Annotated in this window: 15 protein-coding genes and 1 tRNA gene; 3 read left to right on the top strand and 13 right to left on the bottom strand. The window is 68.3% G+C overall.

The features are described from left to right. Nucleotides 1-50: 50 nt before the first annotated feature. Complete coding sequence (locus ACI3KT_RS07350) at nt 51-707, top strand: fasciclin domain-containing protein (RefSeq protein WP_404903395.1); 657 nt, start codon at nt 51-53, stop codon at nt 705-707. A 465-nt stretch (nt 708-1,172) separates the two neighbouring features. Next, nucleotides 1,173-1,634 (top strand): hypothetical protein, encoded by a 462-nt coding sequence (locus tag ACI3KT_RS07345; RefSeq protein ID WP_404903393.1) that lies wholly within the window; start codon nt 1,173-1,175, stop codon nt 1,632-1,634. Here the strand turns inward: ACI3KT_RS07345 and ACI3KT_RS07340 are convergent. After that, the gene (locus ACI3KT_RS07340) at nt 1,619-2,152 is read right to left on the bottom strand and encodes a CGNR zinc finger domain-containing protein (RefSeq protein WP_292910857.1); all 534 of its coding nucleotides are present in this window, start codon (nt 2,150-2,152) and stop codon (nt 1,619-1,621) included. The two genes, ACI3KT_RS07345 and ACI3KT_RS07340, sit on opposite strands and share 16 nt — an antisense overlap. Nucleotides 2,153-2,177: 25 nt before the next feature. On the opposite strand from ACI3KT_RS07340, the gene ACI3KT_RS07335 reads away from it, so the two are divergent. After that, on the top strand, nt 2,178-2,378 hold the full coding sequence (locus ACI3KT_RS07335) for a hypothetical protein (RefSeq protein WP_404903391.1): 201 nt from the start codon (nt 2,178-2,180) through the stop codon (nt 2,376-2,378). Here the strand turns inward: ACI3KT_RS07335 and ACI3KT_RS07330 are convergent. The 12 genes from ACI3KT_RS07330 to ACI3KT_RS07275 all read right to left on the bottom strand — a co-directional run bounded on the left by ACI3KT_RS07330 (nt 2,368) and on the right by ACI3KT_RS07275 (nt 12,935). Then, on the bottom strand, nt 2,368-2,910 hold the full coding sequence (locus tag ACI3KT_RS07330; RefSeq protein WP_404903390.1) for a DUF1697 domain-containing protein: 543 nt from the start codon (nt 2,908-2,910) through the stop codon (nt 2,368-2,370). The genes ACI3KT_RS07335 and ACI3KT_RS07330 overlap by 11 nt on opposite strands. Then, nucleotides 2,907-3,488, bottom strand: a complete 582-nt coding sequence (locus tag ACI3KT_RS07325) for an isochorismatase family protein (protein ID WP_292910863.1) — start codon at nt 3,486-3,488, stop codon at nt 2,907-2,909. The genes ACI3KT_RS07330 and ACI3KT_RS07325 overlap by 4 nt, the downstream gene beginning before the upstream one ends. Nucleotides 3,489-3,563: 75 nt before the next feature. Then, nucleotides 3,564-3,639 (bottom strand) — tRNA-Thr (locus ACI3KT_RS07320). Nucleotides 3,640-3,690: 51 nt separating this feature from the next. Then, the gene (locus tag ACI3KT_RS07315; protein WP_404903389.1) at nt 3,691-5,238 is read right to left on the bottom strand and encodes an alpha/beta hydrolase; all 1,548 of its coding nucleotides are present in this window, start codon (nt 5,236-5,238) and stop codon (nt 3,691-3,693) included. Continuing rightward, complete coding sequence (locus ACI3KT_RS07310; protein ID WP_307298417.1) at nt 5,235-6,392, bottom strand: DNA polymerase III subunit delta'; 1,158 nt, start codon at nt 6,390-6,392, stop codon at nt 5,235-5,237. Before ACI3KT_RS07310 ends, ACI3KT_RS07315 begins: the two co-directional genes overlap by 4 nt. Before the next feature lie 194 nt (nt 6,393-6,586). Continuing rightward, nucleotides 6,587-7,216: a dTMP kinase gene (gene tmk, locus ACI3KT_RS07305; RefSeq protein WP_404903387.1), complete on the bottom strand. Its 630-nt coding sequence runs from the start codon at nt 7,214-7,216 to the stop codon at nt 6,587-6,589. Continuing rightward, the gene (gene topA, locus ACI3KT_RS07300; protein WP_404903385.1) at nt 7,213-10,056 is read right to left on the bottom strand and encodes a type I DNA topoisomerase; all 2,844 of its coding nucleotides are present in this window, start codon (nt 10,054-10,056) and stop codon (nt 7,213-7,215) included. The genes tmk and topA overlap by 4 nt, the downstream gene beginning before the upstream one ends. A gap of 78 nt (nt 10,057-10,134) precedes the next feature. Next, nucleotides 10,135-10,464, bottom strand: coding sequence for a helicase (locus tag ACI3KT_RS07295; protein ID WP_307298425.1), 330 nt, complete (start codon nt 10,462-10,464; stop codon nt 10,135-10,137). Next, a complete protein-coding gene (locus ACI3KT_RS07290; RefSeq protein WP_404903384.1) occupies nt 10,464-10,811 on the bottom strand; it encodes a TadE family type IV pilus minor pilin in 348 nt (115 codons plus the stop codon). Before ACI3KT_RS07290 ends, ACI3KT_RS07295 begins: the two co-directional genes overlap by 1 nt. Beyond that, nucleotides 10,808-11,005 (bottom strand): DUF4244 domain-containing protein, encoded by a 198-nt coding sequence (locus ACI3KT_RS07285; protein WP_292910259.1) that lies wholly within the window; start codon nt 11,003-11,005, stop codon nt 10,808-10,810. The genes ACI3KT_RS07290 and ACI3KT_RS07285 overlap by 4 nt, the downstream gene beginning before the upstream one ends. A gap of 38 nt (nt 11,006-11,043) precedes the next feature. Beyond that, nucleotides 11,044-11,940, bottom strand: a complete 897-nt coding sequence (locus ACI3KT_RS07280) for a type II secretion system F family protein (RefSeq protein WP_404903383.1) — start codon at nt 11,938-11,940, stop codon at nt 11,044-11,046. Next, complete coding sequence (locus ACI3KT_RS07275; protein WP_404903381.1) at nt 11,934-12,935, bottom strand: TadA family conjugal transfer-associated ATPase; 1,002 nt, start codon at nt 12,933-12,935, stop codon at nt 11,934-11,936. Before ACI3KT_RS07275 ends, ACI3KT_RS07280 begins: the two co-directional genes overlap by 7 nt. Nucleotides 12,936-13,255: the final 320 nt, after the last annotated feature.

Raw genomic sequence — 13,255 nt, 5'->3', positions numbered from 1 at the left:
AGAGGTCGACGCCACGGAGAGGCCGTGGCTCAGTTCTGAAGGAGCTCGAGATGTTCAGCACCAAGAAGAAGGTCACTGCGGCACTCACACTCACGCTGGCGAGCGCATTCCTGCTGTCCGCGTGTTCGATGGGCGGAGCCCCGTCGGCGGAGTCGCCGAAGCCGTCGGCTGCCGAGTCGTCTGAAGCGACACCGGAGACGATGGACCCGGCCGCGAACCTCATCGGCCCCGGGTGCGCGGCGTACGCGGAGGCTGTTCCGGACGGCGCCGGTTCGATCCAGGGCATGTCGCAGGACCCGGTGGCGGTCGCAGCATCCAACAACCCGATGCTCAAGACGCTCGTCGCTGCGGTGAGCGGGCAGCTCAACCCCGACGTGAACCTCGTCGACACCCTCAACGGCAGCGAGTTCACCGTGTTCGCGCCGGTCGACGACGCGTTCGCGAAGATCGATCCCGCCACGATCGAGGCTCTCAAGACCGACAGCGCGACCCTGAGCTCGATCCTCACGTATCACGTGGTGCCCGGTCAGATCGAGCCCTCCGACATCGCAGGGACGCACACCACAGTCCAAGGAGCCGATCTCGAGGTCACCGGCAGCGGAGACGACTGGATGGTGAACGACGCCAAGATCGTCTGCGGCGGCGTACAGACCGCGAACGCCACGGTGTACCTCATCGACACCGTGCTCATGCCCCCGGCCCAGTGAGGCGGGGTGCCGGGCTGGGGAGCTCGGCGATCTCGCCCATCGGGGGATGACGGCGAGAGGGAAAGAGTGCCGTCGGCGACCATCGTGTCGCTGACGGCACTTTTCTCTCCCACTAGACTGGAACCACACGGGCCTCTAGCTCAGTTGGCAGAGCATCGGACTTCAACAAAATAGGAGCGCCTCGGGGGAAACCCCGAGGATGACACCACTCAAAGTCGGGGAACCCTCGCTGGGAGACCAGTTGGCAATCCCGAGCCAAGCCGGACGCGAGTCCGGAAGGTGTAGAGACTGGACGGGTGGCACCTACAGCGAAAGCCATGGTGAAGGGACAGTCCAGACCACGAACGCCCTTCGGGGCGGCGGCGAAAGCCGAAGTGGCAAGTTAATCCGCGGGTCGAGGGTTCGAGCCCCTCGGGGCCCACCGTGAAGAGCAGGATGTCGGCACCGGCAGCTAGGTTTCGATCCATGAAACGCTGCGGAACATGCGGTGTCAGCAAGCCGCTCGATGAGTTCAATCGGAAGAGTTCGAGCGCCGACGGGCGTCAAGCCGTGTGCCGGGACTGCAATCAAGAATCCTCTCGTCGCTACTACGCGCGAAATCGCGAGCATCACATCGCCGTGATCCGTGCGCGCACCAGGGCGCAGCAGGCGGCGAGCATTTCCTTCGTGTCCGAGTACCTGTCCGCGCATCCGTGCGTGGACTGCGGCGAAGCGGACCTCCGTGTTCTGGACTTCGATCATCGCCCCGGCTCACCCAAGCGAGACGACGTGATGCGGCTCGTGCGCAACGGCCACAGCATCGCCGTCATCACGAGCGAGGTCGAGAAATGCGATGTGCGATGCCGGAACTGCCATGCGATCGTCACCTACGCTCGCATGGGGGCGAACTGGCGGTCGGCCGCGTGTGAAGCTCAAACAGCTGAATGATCCGCGGCGCGCGCGCGATGTCGGCGCACGGCTGCTCGGTTCGCGCAGCGGACGGAGCAGAACCGCTGTCGGCCGTTCCGCGTCACGTCGACCACGACGTTCGTGCACGGAGAGGCCTCGCAGCGCGACAAGCGGTCCATGCCACGCGTGACCAGGTGCAGTGATGTTCCGACGTTGATGACCGCTCGCAGAACGTGCGGCAGCGACTGCACGTCGTCGCGGTAGTGCAGGTGCCAGCCTTCACCATCGTGATCGGTGAGCCGCGGGTAAGCGCCCACCGATGCCATCTGCAGGTTGAGCATCTCAGCCCGCCGCGCCGGATCGCTCTCGTCCACGATCCGCAACCAGTCGTCGATGACCTCGCGGACCTGCGCGTGATCGTGCGGCTCGGGCGGGAACACCATCGTCATGCCACCGTCGAGTGTTCGCGCCTCGATCCCGTCGCGGTCGGCGGGCCAGTCGTTGGCGAGGGATGCGGCCAGCAGGACCGCATACTCGCCGTAAGGGTTGAGATGCATAAGGCCATTACATCACGCTGGACACATGACCGCATTGCACACTCGCCCGATCCCCCACCAGGCCGCCTCCGCGCACGAGCATGCATGGTCGGTCGAGTCGAGGCATCCGGCGAGCGAAGGCACGGTGCTCTACGTCCGTTGCGGAGGTTGCGGCGTCCGCCGCATCGACGTGCAACAGCATCCGATGGCTCCGCCGACTGCGCTGAGCCGCCCTCTCACTCCGTGAGCTCTGCCAGTGTCCGCACCGTGCGCAGGTTGCGCGCGGTTCCTGCCACTCCCAGCGCTTTGTCGAGCACGGCCTTCGTGAGCTTCGAGCTGTGCACACCCGCCTCGGCGTAGTCGATCCAGAGGTCATCGCCGACGAGAGAGATCCTCTCCCCCGGCAGCAGCCGCTGCTCGAGCGCCTCGATCGCACCCGGCGAGGCAGGGCCCTCGAGGAACATCACGTGCAGGAGCTTGTCGGCCGCGGCATCCGGGAACGGATTCTCTTCGAGGGCCGCGACCAGCTCGGCGTGGGTGCGCGCGATCACCGGCGTATCCACTCCGAAGGCAGCAGCAATCAACGCTCGCACCTCGGACCGGGCGCTGTCGATGTCTCCCGGGTCATCGCAGATGATGTTGCCGCTCGCGATGAAGGTCGACACCCCCGTGAGCGCAGTGCGCTCGCTCAGCAGCGTGCGCAGCTCGGCCATCGGGACCCGGTTGCGCCCGCTGACGTTCACCGCGCGCAGCAGCAGCGCGCAGCGCTCAGAGGTCATGCCTCCGAGCTCTCGACGAGCTCTGCCCCGGCGTGTGCAAGCTCGGCAAGAGCGGCCTCGCTGGGCTCGGGGGCGACACCCGCGATGAGGTCGGTCAGCACTCGAACCCGCACGCCGTGCGCGAGCGCATCCAGTGCGGAGGCCCGCACGCAGTGGTCCGTCGCGATGCCGACGACGTCGGCGCTCAGCACGCCCGCCTGCGTCAGCACCGCCCCCACCTTGCCACCGGAATCCGTCACGCCCTCGAACATCGAGTAAGCGGGCTTCCCCTGTCCCTTGCGGACGTGGTGGGTGACGGCGTCGGTCACGAGCAGCGGGTCGTAGTCGGCTCCGTCGGTGCCCTCGACGCAGTGCACCGGCCAGGTGTCGACGTAGTCGGGGTTCTCGGCGAAATGCCCGCCGTTGTCGCCCGTCGCGTCGTGCCAGTCACGCGAGGCGATGATCACCTCGTAGTCGGCGGCGTGGACCTCGAGGAAGGCGGACACGGCGGATGCCACGGCATCTCCGCCTGCGACGCCCAAGGCGCCGCCTTCGGTGAAGTCGTTCTGGATGTCGACGATGAGAAGCGCTCTGCTCATGCTTCGAGCGTACGCCCGGACGGGGCCATTCCGGGGGAAACCAAAAGGCCCCGTGATCTTCATCACGGGGCCTGCTGGAGCCGCTTGTCAGAATCGAACTGACGACCTTTTCATTACGAGTGAAATGCTCTGCCGACTGAGCTAAAGCGGCGCGATCTCCGATATTACATGGTTCGGAGCGTGCTCGCGAATCGAGCCGAGGTCACTCGCAACGCAAGCCGTCTTCGGGCACCGTGCCCTCGACGAGGTAGGCCTCGACGGCGCTGTCCACGCACGTGTTGCCCTTGTTGTAGCCGGTGTGGCCCTCGCCGACGCGGGTGATCAGAACACCCTCGTCGAGCTGTCCTGCGAGCGATTCCGACCACTCGTAGGGCGTCGCCGGGTCGTTCGTCGTCCCGACCACCACGATGGGATCCGCGCCCGTGGCGTGGATCTCCCCACGCGTTCCCGTCGGCGGATACGGCCACACCTCGCAGGAGTCGGGGCCCTCCCAGTACGGGGCGATCGTCGGCGCGCCCTCGGCGATCTTCGCCTTCTGGGCGGCCTCGGCGTCGGGGTCGTCCTCGACCGGATAGTCCATGCAGTTGTATGCGCGGAACGCCTCGCTGGAGTTGTCGGTGTAGGCGCCGTTCTCGCGGCCGTTGTAGAAGTCGGCGAGCACGAACGCCGTCGACGGGTCGCCCTGGAGCGCCTCGTCGAGCGCCTGCGTGAGGTACGACCAGCTGTCTTCGGAGTAGAGCGCGGCGATGATGCCCGTCATGAGGGCATCGGCTCCCAGCATCCGTCCGTCGCCGTTCTTGAGCGGCGTCGCGTCGACGCTCGCGAGCAGCGCTCCGAGATCGGTCATAGCCTCGTCGACCGTGCCGCTGAACGGGCAGTCACCGGAATCGAGACAGCTCTGCATGTAGGCGCGCAGTGCCGATTCGAAGCCGAGCGCCTGCGTCGTGCCGACCTCGAGCCCGGAGACCGCCGGGTCGATCGCTCCGTCGAGCACCAGGCTGCCGACGCGGTCGGGATACAGCTCGGCATAGGTCGCGCCGAGGAAGGTGCCGTAGGAGTAGCCGAGATAGTTGAGCTTCTTGTCGCCCAGCACCGCGCGGATCAGATCCATGTCGCGCGCCGAGTTGATGGTCGTGATGTGCGGAAGGATGCCTCCGCTGTTCGCGTCGCAGGCCTCTGCGAACTTCTTGTGGGCATCGAGCAGCTCGGCTTCCCACTCCGCCGATCCTCGCGGCGAAGACGGGATCGAGTACAGGTACTCGTCCATGTCGGCCGCGTCGTAGCACTTCACGGCGGTCGATCGACCGACCCCGCGCGGGTCGAACCCGATCACGTCGAAGTTGTCGATCAGGTCCTGGCCGACCGCGAACGTGAGGCTGTCGTGGATGAGATCGTAGCCGCTCGCGCCCGGCCCGCCGGGGTTGGTCAGCAGAGAGCCCTTCGCGGTACCCGAGGCCTGGTGGCGTACCACGGCGAGGGTGATCTCGCCGTCGGCAGGGTTCTCCCAGTCGAGCGGAGCGGTCACCTCCGTGCAGTCGAGGCCGGCGCCGCAGTTCTCCCACGCGAGCGCCTGCCCGTAGAACGGAAGGAGGTCGTCGGCGACGCCGTCGGTGTCGGGCGCGTTGGTCGCCGAAGGCCTCTGCTCGGGGATCATCGAGTACAGGCAGCCGGTCAGGGCGACGGATGCCGCGGCGAGGCCGGCGATCACCGCCACGGCGCGGCGAAGGCGGGAAGTCGGTCGAGTGTTCACGGGGTCCTCCCGCTCGTGACAGTCACGAGCAAGCTCTCCAGGGCGAGCAGTGGTGCGACGTTGCGCTCCAGCGACTGGCGCGTCTCGGCAAGGTGATCAAGTACGACAAGAGTACGGGTCTGCGACCAGGCATCGGCGAGCGAACTCAGCTCGGCGCGAAGCTCGCGGTTGATCAGATCTTCTGGGCGTCCGAACTGCAGCATCACGACGTCGCGGAACATCGACTGCAGATCGGTGAGAACGCGGTCGATGCCGTCGCGCAGACTGCGCGTGGCCCGCTTCTTCTGATCATCTTCGAGAGCCGACAGCTGCGATCGCAGCGCGGGTGGCACGGCTTGGCCTTCGGCGACGCCGACCGTGCGCAGCAGAGATGCCCGCTCCGAGGCGTCGCGTTCGGCGGTGAGAGCTTTCGCGTCTTCGGTCGCGGCCTGGATGATCTGCCCCGCGACCTCGACGGCGTCGCCGACTCCGCGCACCCCGATGACGGAGCGGAGCGTCTGATCCCGGCGACGGCGGGCCGCATCATCGGTCGCGAGCCGCTGCGCCATGCCGATGTGCCGTTGCGCGTGACGCGCCGCCTGCTCGGCGACCTCCTCGTCGACGCCCGTGCGCAGGCTGATCAGCCGCGCGACGTCGGCGACATCGGGCTCACGCAGTCGCAGCGAACGGACCCGCGAGCGGATAGTCGGGAGCAGATCGGCTTCGCTCGGAGCGCACAGGATCCACACGGTCTGCTCCGGCGGCTCTTCGAGGGCCTTCAGCAGCACGTTCGAGGTGCGCTCGACCATGCGGTCGGCGTCTTCCACGACGATCACGCGGTACCGGCCGGCTGAAGGAGCGAAATACGAGCGCTCGACGAGCGAGCGGGCCTCGGCGATCGTGATGATGACCTTGTCGGTGCGCAGCGCCGTGACGTCGGGATGAGTGCCCGCGAGCACCTGGCGCATCGCCGCTTCATCGTCCGGTCGATCGGCGACCAGCGCGGCCGCGAAGGCGTACGCGAGGGTCGACCGTCCCGACCCGGGAGGGCCTGTGATCAGCCACGCATGCGAGAGAGCCGCGGGATCGGATGCTGCGTCGCGCAGCGTCTCGACAGCGGCATCCTGCCCCCAGACATCGCCCCACGGGAATGCGGCGGCGACGGTCTGGGTCATGCACCCAGCGTAACCTGCGGGACGGACGTCGCCTCTCGCGGGAAGCTGCGCCCGTGCGGGCGTGGTCCGCCACCACGTTGCTGACGCGCCACCCCGCTTGCGACGTCGAGAACATGGTGGCGCGCCGAGATCGTGGTGGCGTGCCGAAACAGCTGGCGGCCGGGACCGGGCGTTGCGACCCGCAGGCGCCCGTCTCAGCTCAGGAGCGCTTCGACCCGGGCTCTGATCGCGGCGGCGATGTCCTCGACGGACGAGGCCGCGTCCAGCACGAGGAACCGCTCGGGTTCGGCGTCCGCAAGGGCGAGGTACGCGTCTCGGACGCGCCCGTGGAACTCGGCCTTCTCGGCTTCGAGACGATCGAAAGGCTTATCGGCCGAGTCCAGTCGTTCGCGGGCCGCGGCAGGGTCGAGGTCGAGCAGCAGCGTCAGGTCGGGCAGCGCACCCTCTGCAGCCCAGAGCGACAAGTCGCGGATCTCGGTGCCGTCGAGCACGCGACCTGCTCCCTGGTACGCGACCGAGGAATCGAGGTAGCGATCCTGCAGCACGATCTCGCCGCGTTCCAGCGCGGGGCGGACGACCGTCGCGACGTGGTGCGCGCGATCGGCCGCGTACAGCAGTGCTTCCGCTCGCGGTGCGATGTCGCCGCGGTGGTGCAGCACGATGTCGCGGATGAGCTGGCCGACCTCGGAGCCGCCGGGTTCACGCGTGCGGACGACGGTGCGTCCGGCATCCGTCAACCAGTCCGCGAGCAGGTTCGCCTGCGTCGTCTTCCCCGAGCCGTCTCCACCCTCGAGCGTGATCCACGAACCGCGGCTCGGCGTCACGAGCCGGCTTTCGCCGCAGCGTTGGCCGCACGCGTCGCTGCGGCCTTCTTGGCCGCCGCCGAGCGGGCCGCGGCCTTCTCGGCATCCGTCGGCGCCTTCTTCGCAGCCGCCTTCTTGGCGGGAGCCTTCTTCGCAGGCGCCTTCTTCGCGGGAGCCTTCTTCGCGGGAGCCTTCTTGGCTGCGGCTCCGCGCTTGGGGGCCGGCCCCTTCGCACGCTTGTCAGCCAGCATCTGCGCCGCGATCTCGAACGTGATGTCGGTGACCTGCTGGCCCCGCGGGATCGTGACGTTCGTCTCGCCGTCGGTCACGTAGGCGCCGAAGCGCCCGTCGCGGATGCGGATCGGCTTGCCGCTCACCGGGTCTGCCTCGAACTCGGCGAGCGCGCTCGACGCACGACGAGAGCCGGCGCCGTACTTCGGCTGCGCGTAGATCTCGAGTGCCTGTTCGAGCGTGACGTCGAAGATCTGGGATTCGCTCTCGAGAGAACGGGAGTCGGTGCCCTTCTTCAGGTAGGGACCGTACCGGCCGTTCTGCGCGGTGATCTCCTCCCCCGATTCGGGGTCCTTGCCGACGACCCGCGGCAGGCTGAGCAGTTGCAGCGCGGTCTCGAGGTCGATCGTGTCGACCGACATGGAGCGGAACAGCGAGCCCGTGCGCGGCTTGGGGGCCGCTTCCTTCTTCGCGCCTCGCTTCGGCTTGGGCGCCTCGACGACCTCGCCCGTGGTCTCGTCGACAGCCGCGTCGTCGGAGACGGGGTCGTTCTCCTGCACGTACGGCCCGAATCGGCCGTCCTTGACGACGATGATCTTGCCGTTCTCGGGGTTCTCGCCGAGCACGCGGTCGCCAGCGACCGGAGCATCGATGAGCTCCTGCGCCTTCTCGGCGGTGAGCTCGTCGGGAGCGAGGTCTTCGGGCACGTTGACGATGCGCGGCTTCTCGTCGGGCGCGTCGGGGTTGGCCACCTCGAGGTACGGCCCGTACTTGCCGAAGCGCAGGGTCGCGGTCTCGGTGATCGGCGTGGAGTTCAACGCCCTGGCGTCGATCTCTCCGAGGTTGTCGACGACCTGACGCAGCCCGACGTGTGAGTCGGATCCGTAGTAGAAGGACTTGAGCCATTCCACGCGCTTCTGCTCGCCCCGGGCGATCGCGTCGAGGTCGTCTTCGAGAGCGGCGGTGAAGTCGTAGTCGATGAGATCGGCGAAGTGCTCCTCGAGCAGACGTACGACGCTGAAGGCCAGCCAGGTCGGCACGAGGGCCTGCCCGCGCTTGGTGGCGTAGCCGCGGTCGATGACGGTGCCGATGATGCTGGCGAACGTGGACGGACGGCCGATGCCGTGCTCTTCCAATGCCTTCACCAGCGACGCCTCGGTGTAGCGGGGCTTCGGAGTCGTGCGGTGGCCCTTGGCCTCGGCATCCGACATCCGCAGCTCGTCGCCCACGGCGACGATGGGCAGCGACTGGTCGTCCGACGCGTCCTGCGAGTTGCGCTTCTCGTCGCGTCCTTCTTCGTACGCCTCGAGGAAGCCCTTGAAGGTGTAGACGGTTCCGGATGCCGTGAACTCGACGTTCTGCCCGGCGGCGTCGACGGAGATCGTGACCGTCGTGGTCTCGTACTTCGCATCTGCCATCTGGCTGGCGACGGTGCGCTTCCAGATCAGGTCGTAGAGACGCATCTCTTCGCGATCGAGCTGGGAGGAGACGGATGCCGGGGTGCGGAACTTCTCGCCCGACGGACGGATCGCCTCGTGGGCCTCCTGCGCGTTCTTGCTCTTCGACTTGTAGACGCGCGGCTTCAGCGGCACCGCGCTGTCGCCGTACAGCGATACGGCCTGACTCCGCGCCGCCTGCACCGCTTGGGTGCTCAGCGCCGTGGAGTCGGTGCGCATATAAGTGATGTACCCCTTCTCGTAGAGGCGCTGGGCGACGCTCATCGCCTGCTTCGCGCTCATCGAGAGCTTGCGGCCTGCCTCCTGTTGCATCGTGGAGGTCGTGAACGGGGCGTAAGGGCTGCGCGTGCCGGGCTTCGCCTCGACCTTGGTGACCGTGCCGACGCCGGTCGCCTCGACGGCGTGCGCAAGGGCTGCCGCCTTCTTCTCGTCGAGGATGACGACGGCCTTCTTCAGCTTTCCGAGGTCGTCGAAGTCGGTGCCACGGGCCAGCTGTCCGCCGTCGACGCGCACCAGACGGACCTTGAAGGCGGAGGCCGATGACGCGAGAGCCTCGACGTCCCAGTACTCGGCCGAGACGAAGGCCATGCGCTCGCGCTCACGGTCGACGATCATGCGCGTGGCTGCAGACTGGACGCGTCCGGCGGAGAGGCCGGTCTTCACCTTGTACCAGAGAACCGGCGAGACGTCCCAGCCGTAGAGACGGTCGAGGATGCGTCGGGTCTCCTGCGCGTCGACCAGGTCGATGTCGAGTTCGCGGGTGTTGCCGACCGCTGCCTGGATCGCGTCCTTGGTGATCTCATGGAAGACCATGCGCTTCACAGGGACCTTCGGCTTCAGCGTCTCGAGCAGGTGCCAGGCGATCGCCTCGCCTTCGCGGTCCTCATCAGTGGCGAGCAGGAGCTCGTCGGCGCTCTTCAGTGCGCGCTTGAGCTCGGCGACGGTCTTGGTCTTGCGATCGGACACCACATAGTAAGGATCGAAGCCGTTCTCGACGTCGATCGAGTACTTCCCGTAGGCCTCCTTGTCGGCGGCCGGGATGTCCTTCTTGTCTGCGAGGTCGCGGATGTGCCCGACCGAGCTCAGCACCTCGTAGCCGTCGCCGAGGTACCCCTGAATAGACCGCATCTTCGTCGGGGACTCGACGATGACGAGTTTCTTGCCTTGAGCCAAGGGTGCATCCTTTCTTCGAAGCACACCATACACACCACTGTGATGGGCCTGCCGCAGTGATCCGTGTACGAGCCGCCGTCAGTTCCCCTCGGGTGGCCCTGCTCGGGCTCGGGAGACGGCAGCGAGTCCAGCGTACGCCGCCTCGACCTGCACGGTCGCCACGAAGCCCTCGAGCACGCAGCCGGTGAGCGAGGCTCCTGAGGCAGCGGCGACCCTGGCGGCGAGCACGCAGGGGTCGTCGGATGCGGCGATCGCGCCGCTCGCGGCATCCGCCGCCGCCAGGGCCGCCGCATCCGCCGCACCGGCCGCGCGCTGTGCGGTGACGGCCGCTCCGCCGACAGCCGCGAGACCGATCGACAGCGCCCCGGCGACGACGAGGACTCCGGCGGCGAGCGCCGAGCCCGCCATCAGAGTCCTCCGCTGAGCGCGCAGCTCGACGCTCGCATCGGCAGCGTGATGAGCCCGCCGATCGCGATGTCGACGCTCGCAGTGACGCAGACCAGATCGCCCTCGCTGCGGCTGCTGAGGCCCGCACCGGGCACCGCTGCCGCGACCACTCCCGATGCGGCATCCGCCCCCTCCCCTCGTCCGAGGAGGCGCGCGGCGTCTGCCGCTGCGTCTTGCAGCGATACCTGGCGCGAGGCCGCGCCGAGGGCGCCCGCGCCGAGCAGGAGCGTGAGGACGACGGCGGGCAGCGCGAGCGCGAGCTCGGCCGCGACCGATCCTCTGTCGCACCCGACGCGACGGCGCATCATGAGACCGTGAGAGCCCGGCGCACCATGTCGGTGAGGATGCCTCGCACCTCGTCGGAGCGCAGGACGAAGACGAGAGCGCCTGCGAAGGCCACTGCCGCCATGGTCGTGATGACGTACTCGGCGGTCGCTGCCCCGGTGTCGTCTCCGAACAGCTGTGCGGCACGACGGCGGGTGAGGGTGGGGATGGTGTTCATGGTCGTTCCTTCTTTCTTATGTGGGTGGTTCCGGTCGGTTACAGCGGGAGGGAGGTGGAGGTGAGCACACTGAGCAGCAGCGGAGCCACGCCGAGCAGCATGAAGGCCGGCAGCGTGCACACGCCCAACGGGATCAGCAGGCGAGTCGAGAGAGCGGCGGCCCGCATCCGTCCGGCGATGCGAGCTGCGTGCCGATCTTGGGCGGCCGATGCGCGCAGCAGCTCGCCCGCGGGAACACCGGCGGCACGAGACAGCTCGAGCACGGTGTCGATGCGCTCTCGTCCGCCGTGCCGCGACGCCGGGCTCTCGGCGACCAGGCGCAGCGCGCGCTCGACTGACGCCCCGCCGGCCAGCGCCACCGCGACCAGCTCGGCCTGCATGCCCGGAGTACCGGGGGCGGGCTTCGCGCGATCGAGCAGCCTCTTCGTCCACATCCGCGCGGCGAGCATGAGCAGGAGTCCCAGCGCCACGCATACGGCGCCGATCGGGTTGCCCACGATCACGCTGATCGTGTCGAACCCGAGTGCGAACCCAAGCAGGAGCCCGGCGAACGGCATCAGCAGCAGCAGCCGCGCGGTACCCGCAGGCTCCGCCAGCGCGATGCGCACATCGTCGGCGGCCGAGGCCGCGTCGCGCAGCGTTTCGGCGATCATGCGCAGCACCTCCGCAAGCGGCGCACCCACCGTCGTCGCGATCTCCCAGGCGGCGGCGAGATCGAGCCATGCTCCACCCTCGGCTTCGATCGCGGCCGTCAGTGGCATCCCCTCCTGCGCGCGGGAGACGACGGCTGCCGCATGGGCATCTCCGGTCTCGGCCAGGTGCTTCCAGGCGACGAGCGGCACCGCTCCGGCCTGAAGCAGCACGGCGAGGGTCTGCACGCTGGTCGCCGCATCCGCCCCTTGGTCGACCGCGGCGCGACGACGCAGCCTCACCACGGCTGCACCTCTTCGATGCCGAGCCGGTCTCCGACCAGGGTGAACCGCCCCGCCTGGGCGATGCGGCGCGTGCCACCGGGTGCCCGCGCCAGGTGCAGCACGATCGTGAACGCGCTGACCACCTGCCGGGCGAGAGCCGTCGCGTCCATCGCGGCGAGCGCACCCAGCGCTTCGAGCCGGGCTGGCACGTCGAGCAGGCCGCTGGCATGGAGCGTGCCGGCTCCCCCGTCGTGTCCGGTGTTCAGAGCGGTCAGGAGTTCGCGCACCTCTTCGCCCCGGCACTCGCCGACGATCAGCCGATCGGGCCTCATGCGCAGAGATTCGCGGACGAGCCGCGCGAGGCTGATCCCTCCGGCGCCCTCGAGGTTGGCCTGTCGCGCCTCCAGCGCCACGTGGTGGGGATGGCGCGGTCTCAGCTCGGCGACATCTTCGATCGTGACGATCCGCTCCGCCGTCGGCGCCTCGGACAGCAGCGCCGACAGCAGAGTGGTCTTGCCCGTACCGGTCCCTCCGGTGATCAGGATGTTCGCCCTCTCGGCGACCAGCTGCAGGAGCCACGCCTGCTGTCGAGCGTCGAACGCGCCCAGTGCGGCGAGCGCGTCGAGATCGGCCGCGCGCACCCGCGGGATGCGGATCGACAGCGCCGTCCCGGAGGTCGACACCGGCGCCAGCACGGCGTGCACGCGGATGCCCGACTCGAGCCGCACATCGACGCACGGGGCCTGATCATCGAGGTGCCGCCCGCCGAGTCCCACGAGTGCGACGGCGAGATCGCGCACCTCGCGCTCTGATGCCGCCCAGTCGGTCACCGCTTCGGCACCGTGGCCGCGGTCGATGAACAGTCCGGCGGCGCCGTTCACGAAGATGTCCGTCACCTCGTCGTCTGCGCAGTGCACGGCGAGCGGGCCGAACGCGGGATCGACGGTGAGCGGTGCGTTCGTCTGGGCGAGGTCAGGGCCTTGCCCTCGAGGTCGGATGACGAAGGATTCGGGCATGCCCTGACGGTAGGCGGATGGACTCTCACGGCGTCAGGAGATCGGCCGCGAATCCCCCGACGTGTGCACAACTTCTCATCGAGACTGATTGTGCAGGCCGAGCCCGGGGACCGCTCCCACATAGAGAAGGGCGGCACCTCGCGGGGGGAACGAGATGCCGCCCACGGCGGCTGCCGATCGGGGGAATCGGGCGCGCCAAGGCCGGAATGAGAATTCGGCTGTGGTCGAGTGTACGCAAGGCGACCGTCCTGACAAAACCCGCAGCACTACCTACTTTCGGCAGTATGCGACTCCCGCGCCCGAGACTAGATTGGCGCCTG

Origin of the sequence: Microbacterium sp. ZW T6_19, from assembly GCF_044987465.1 — a bacterium.
In the GTDB taxonomy this organism is placed as follows: Bacteria; Actinomycetota; Actinomycetes; order Actinomycetales; family Microbacteriaceae; genus Microbacterium; species Microbacterium natoriense_A.
The sequence above is the reverse complement of the archived record's forward strand: the minus strand, read 5'-3'. Positions and strand labels throughout refer to the sequence as shown.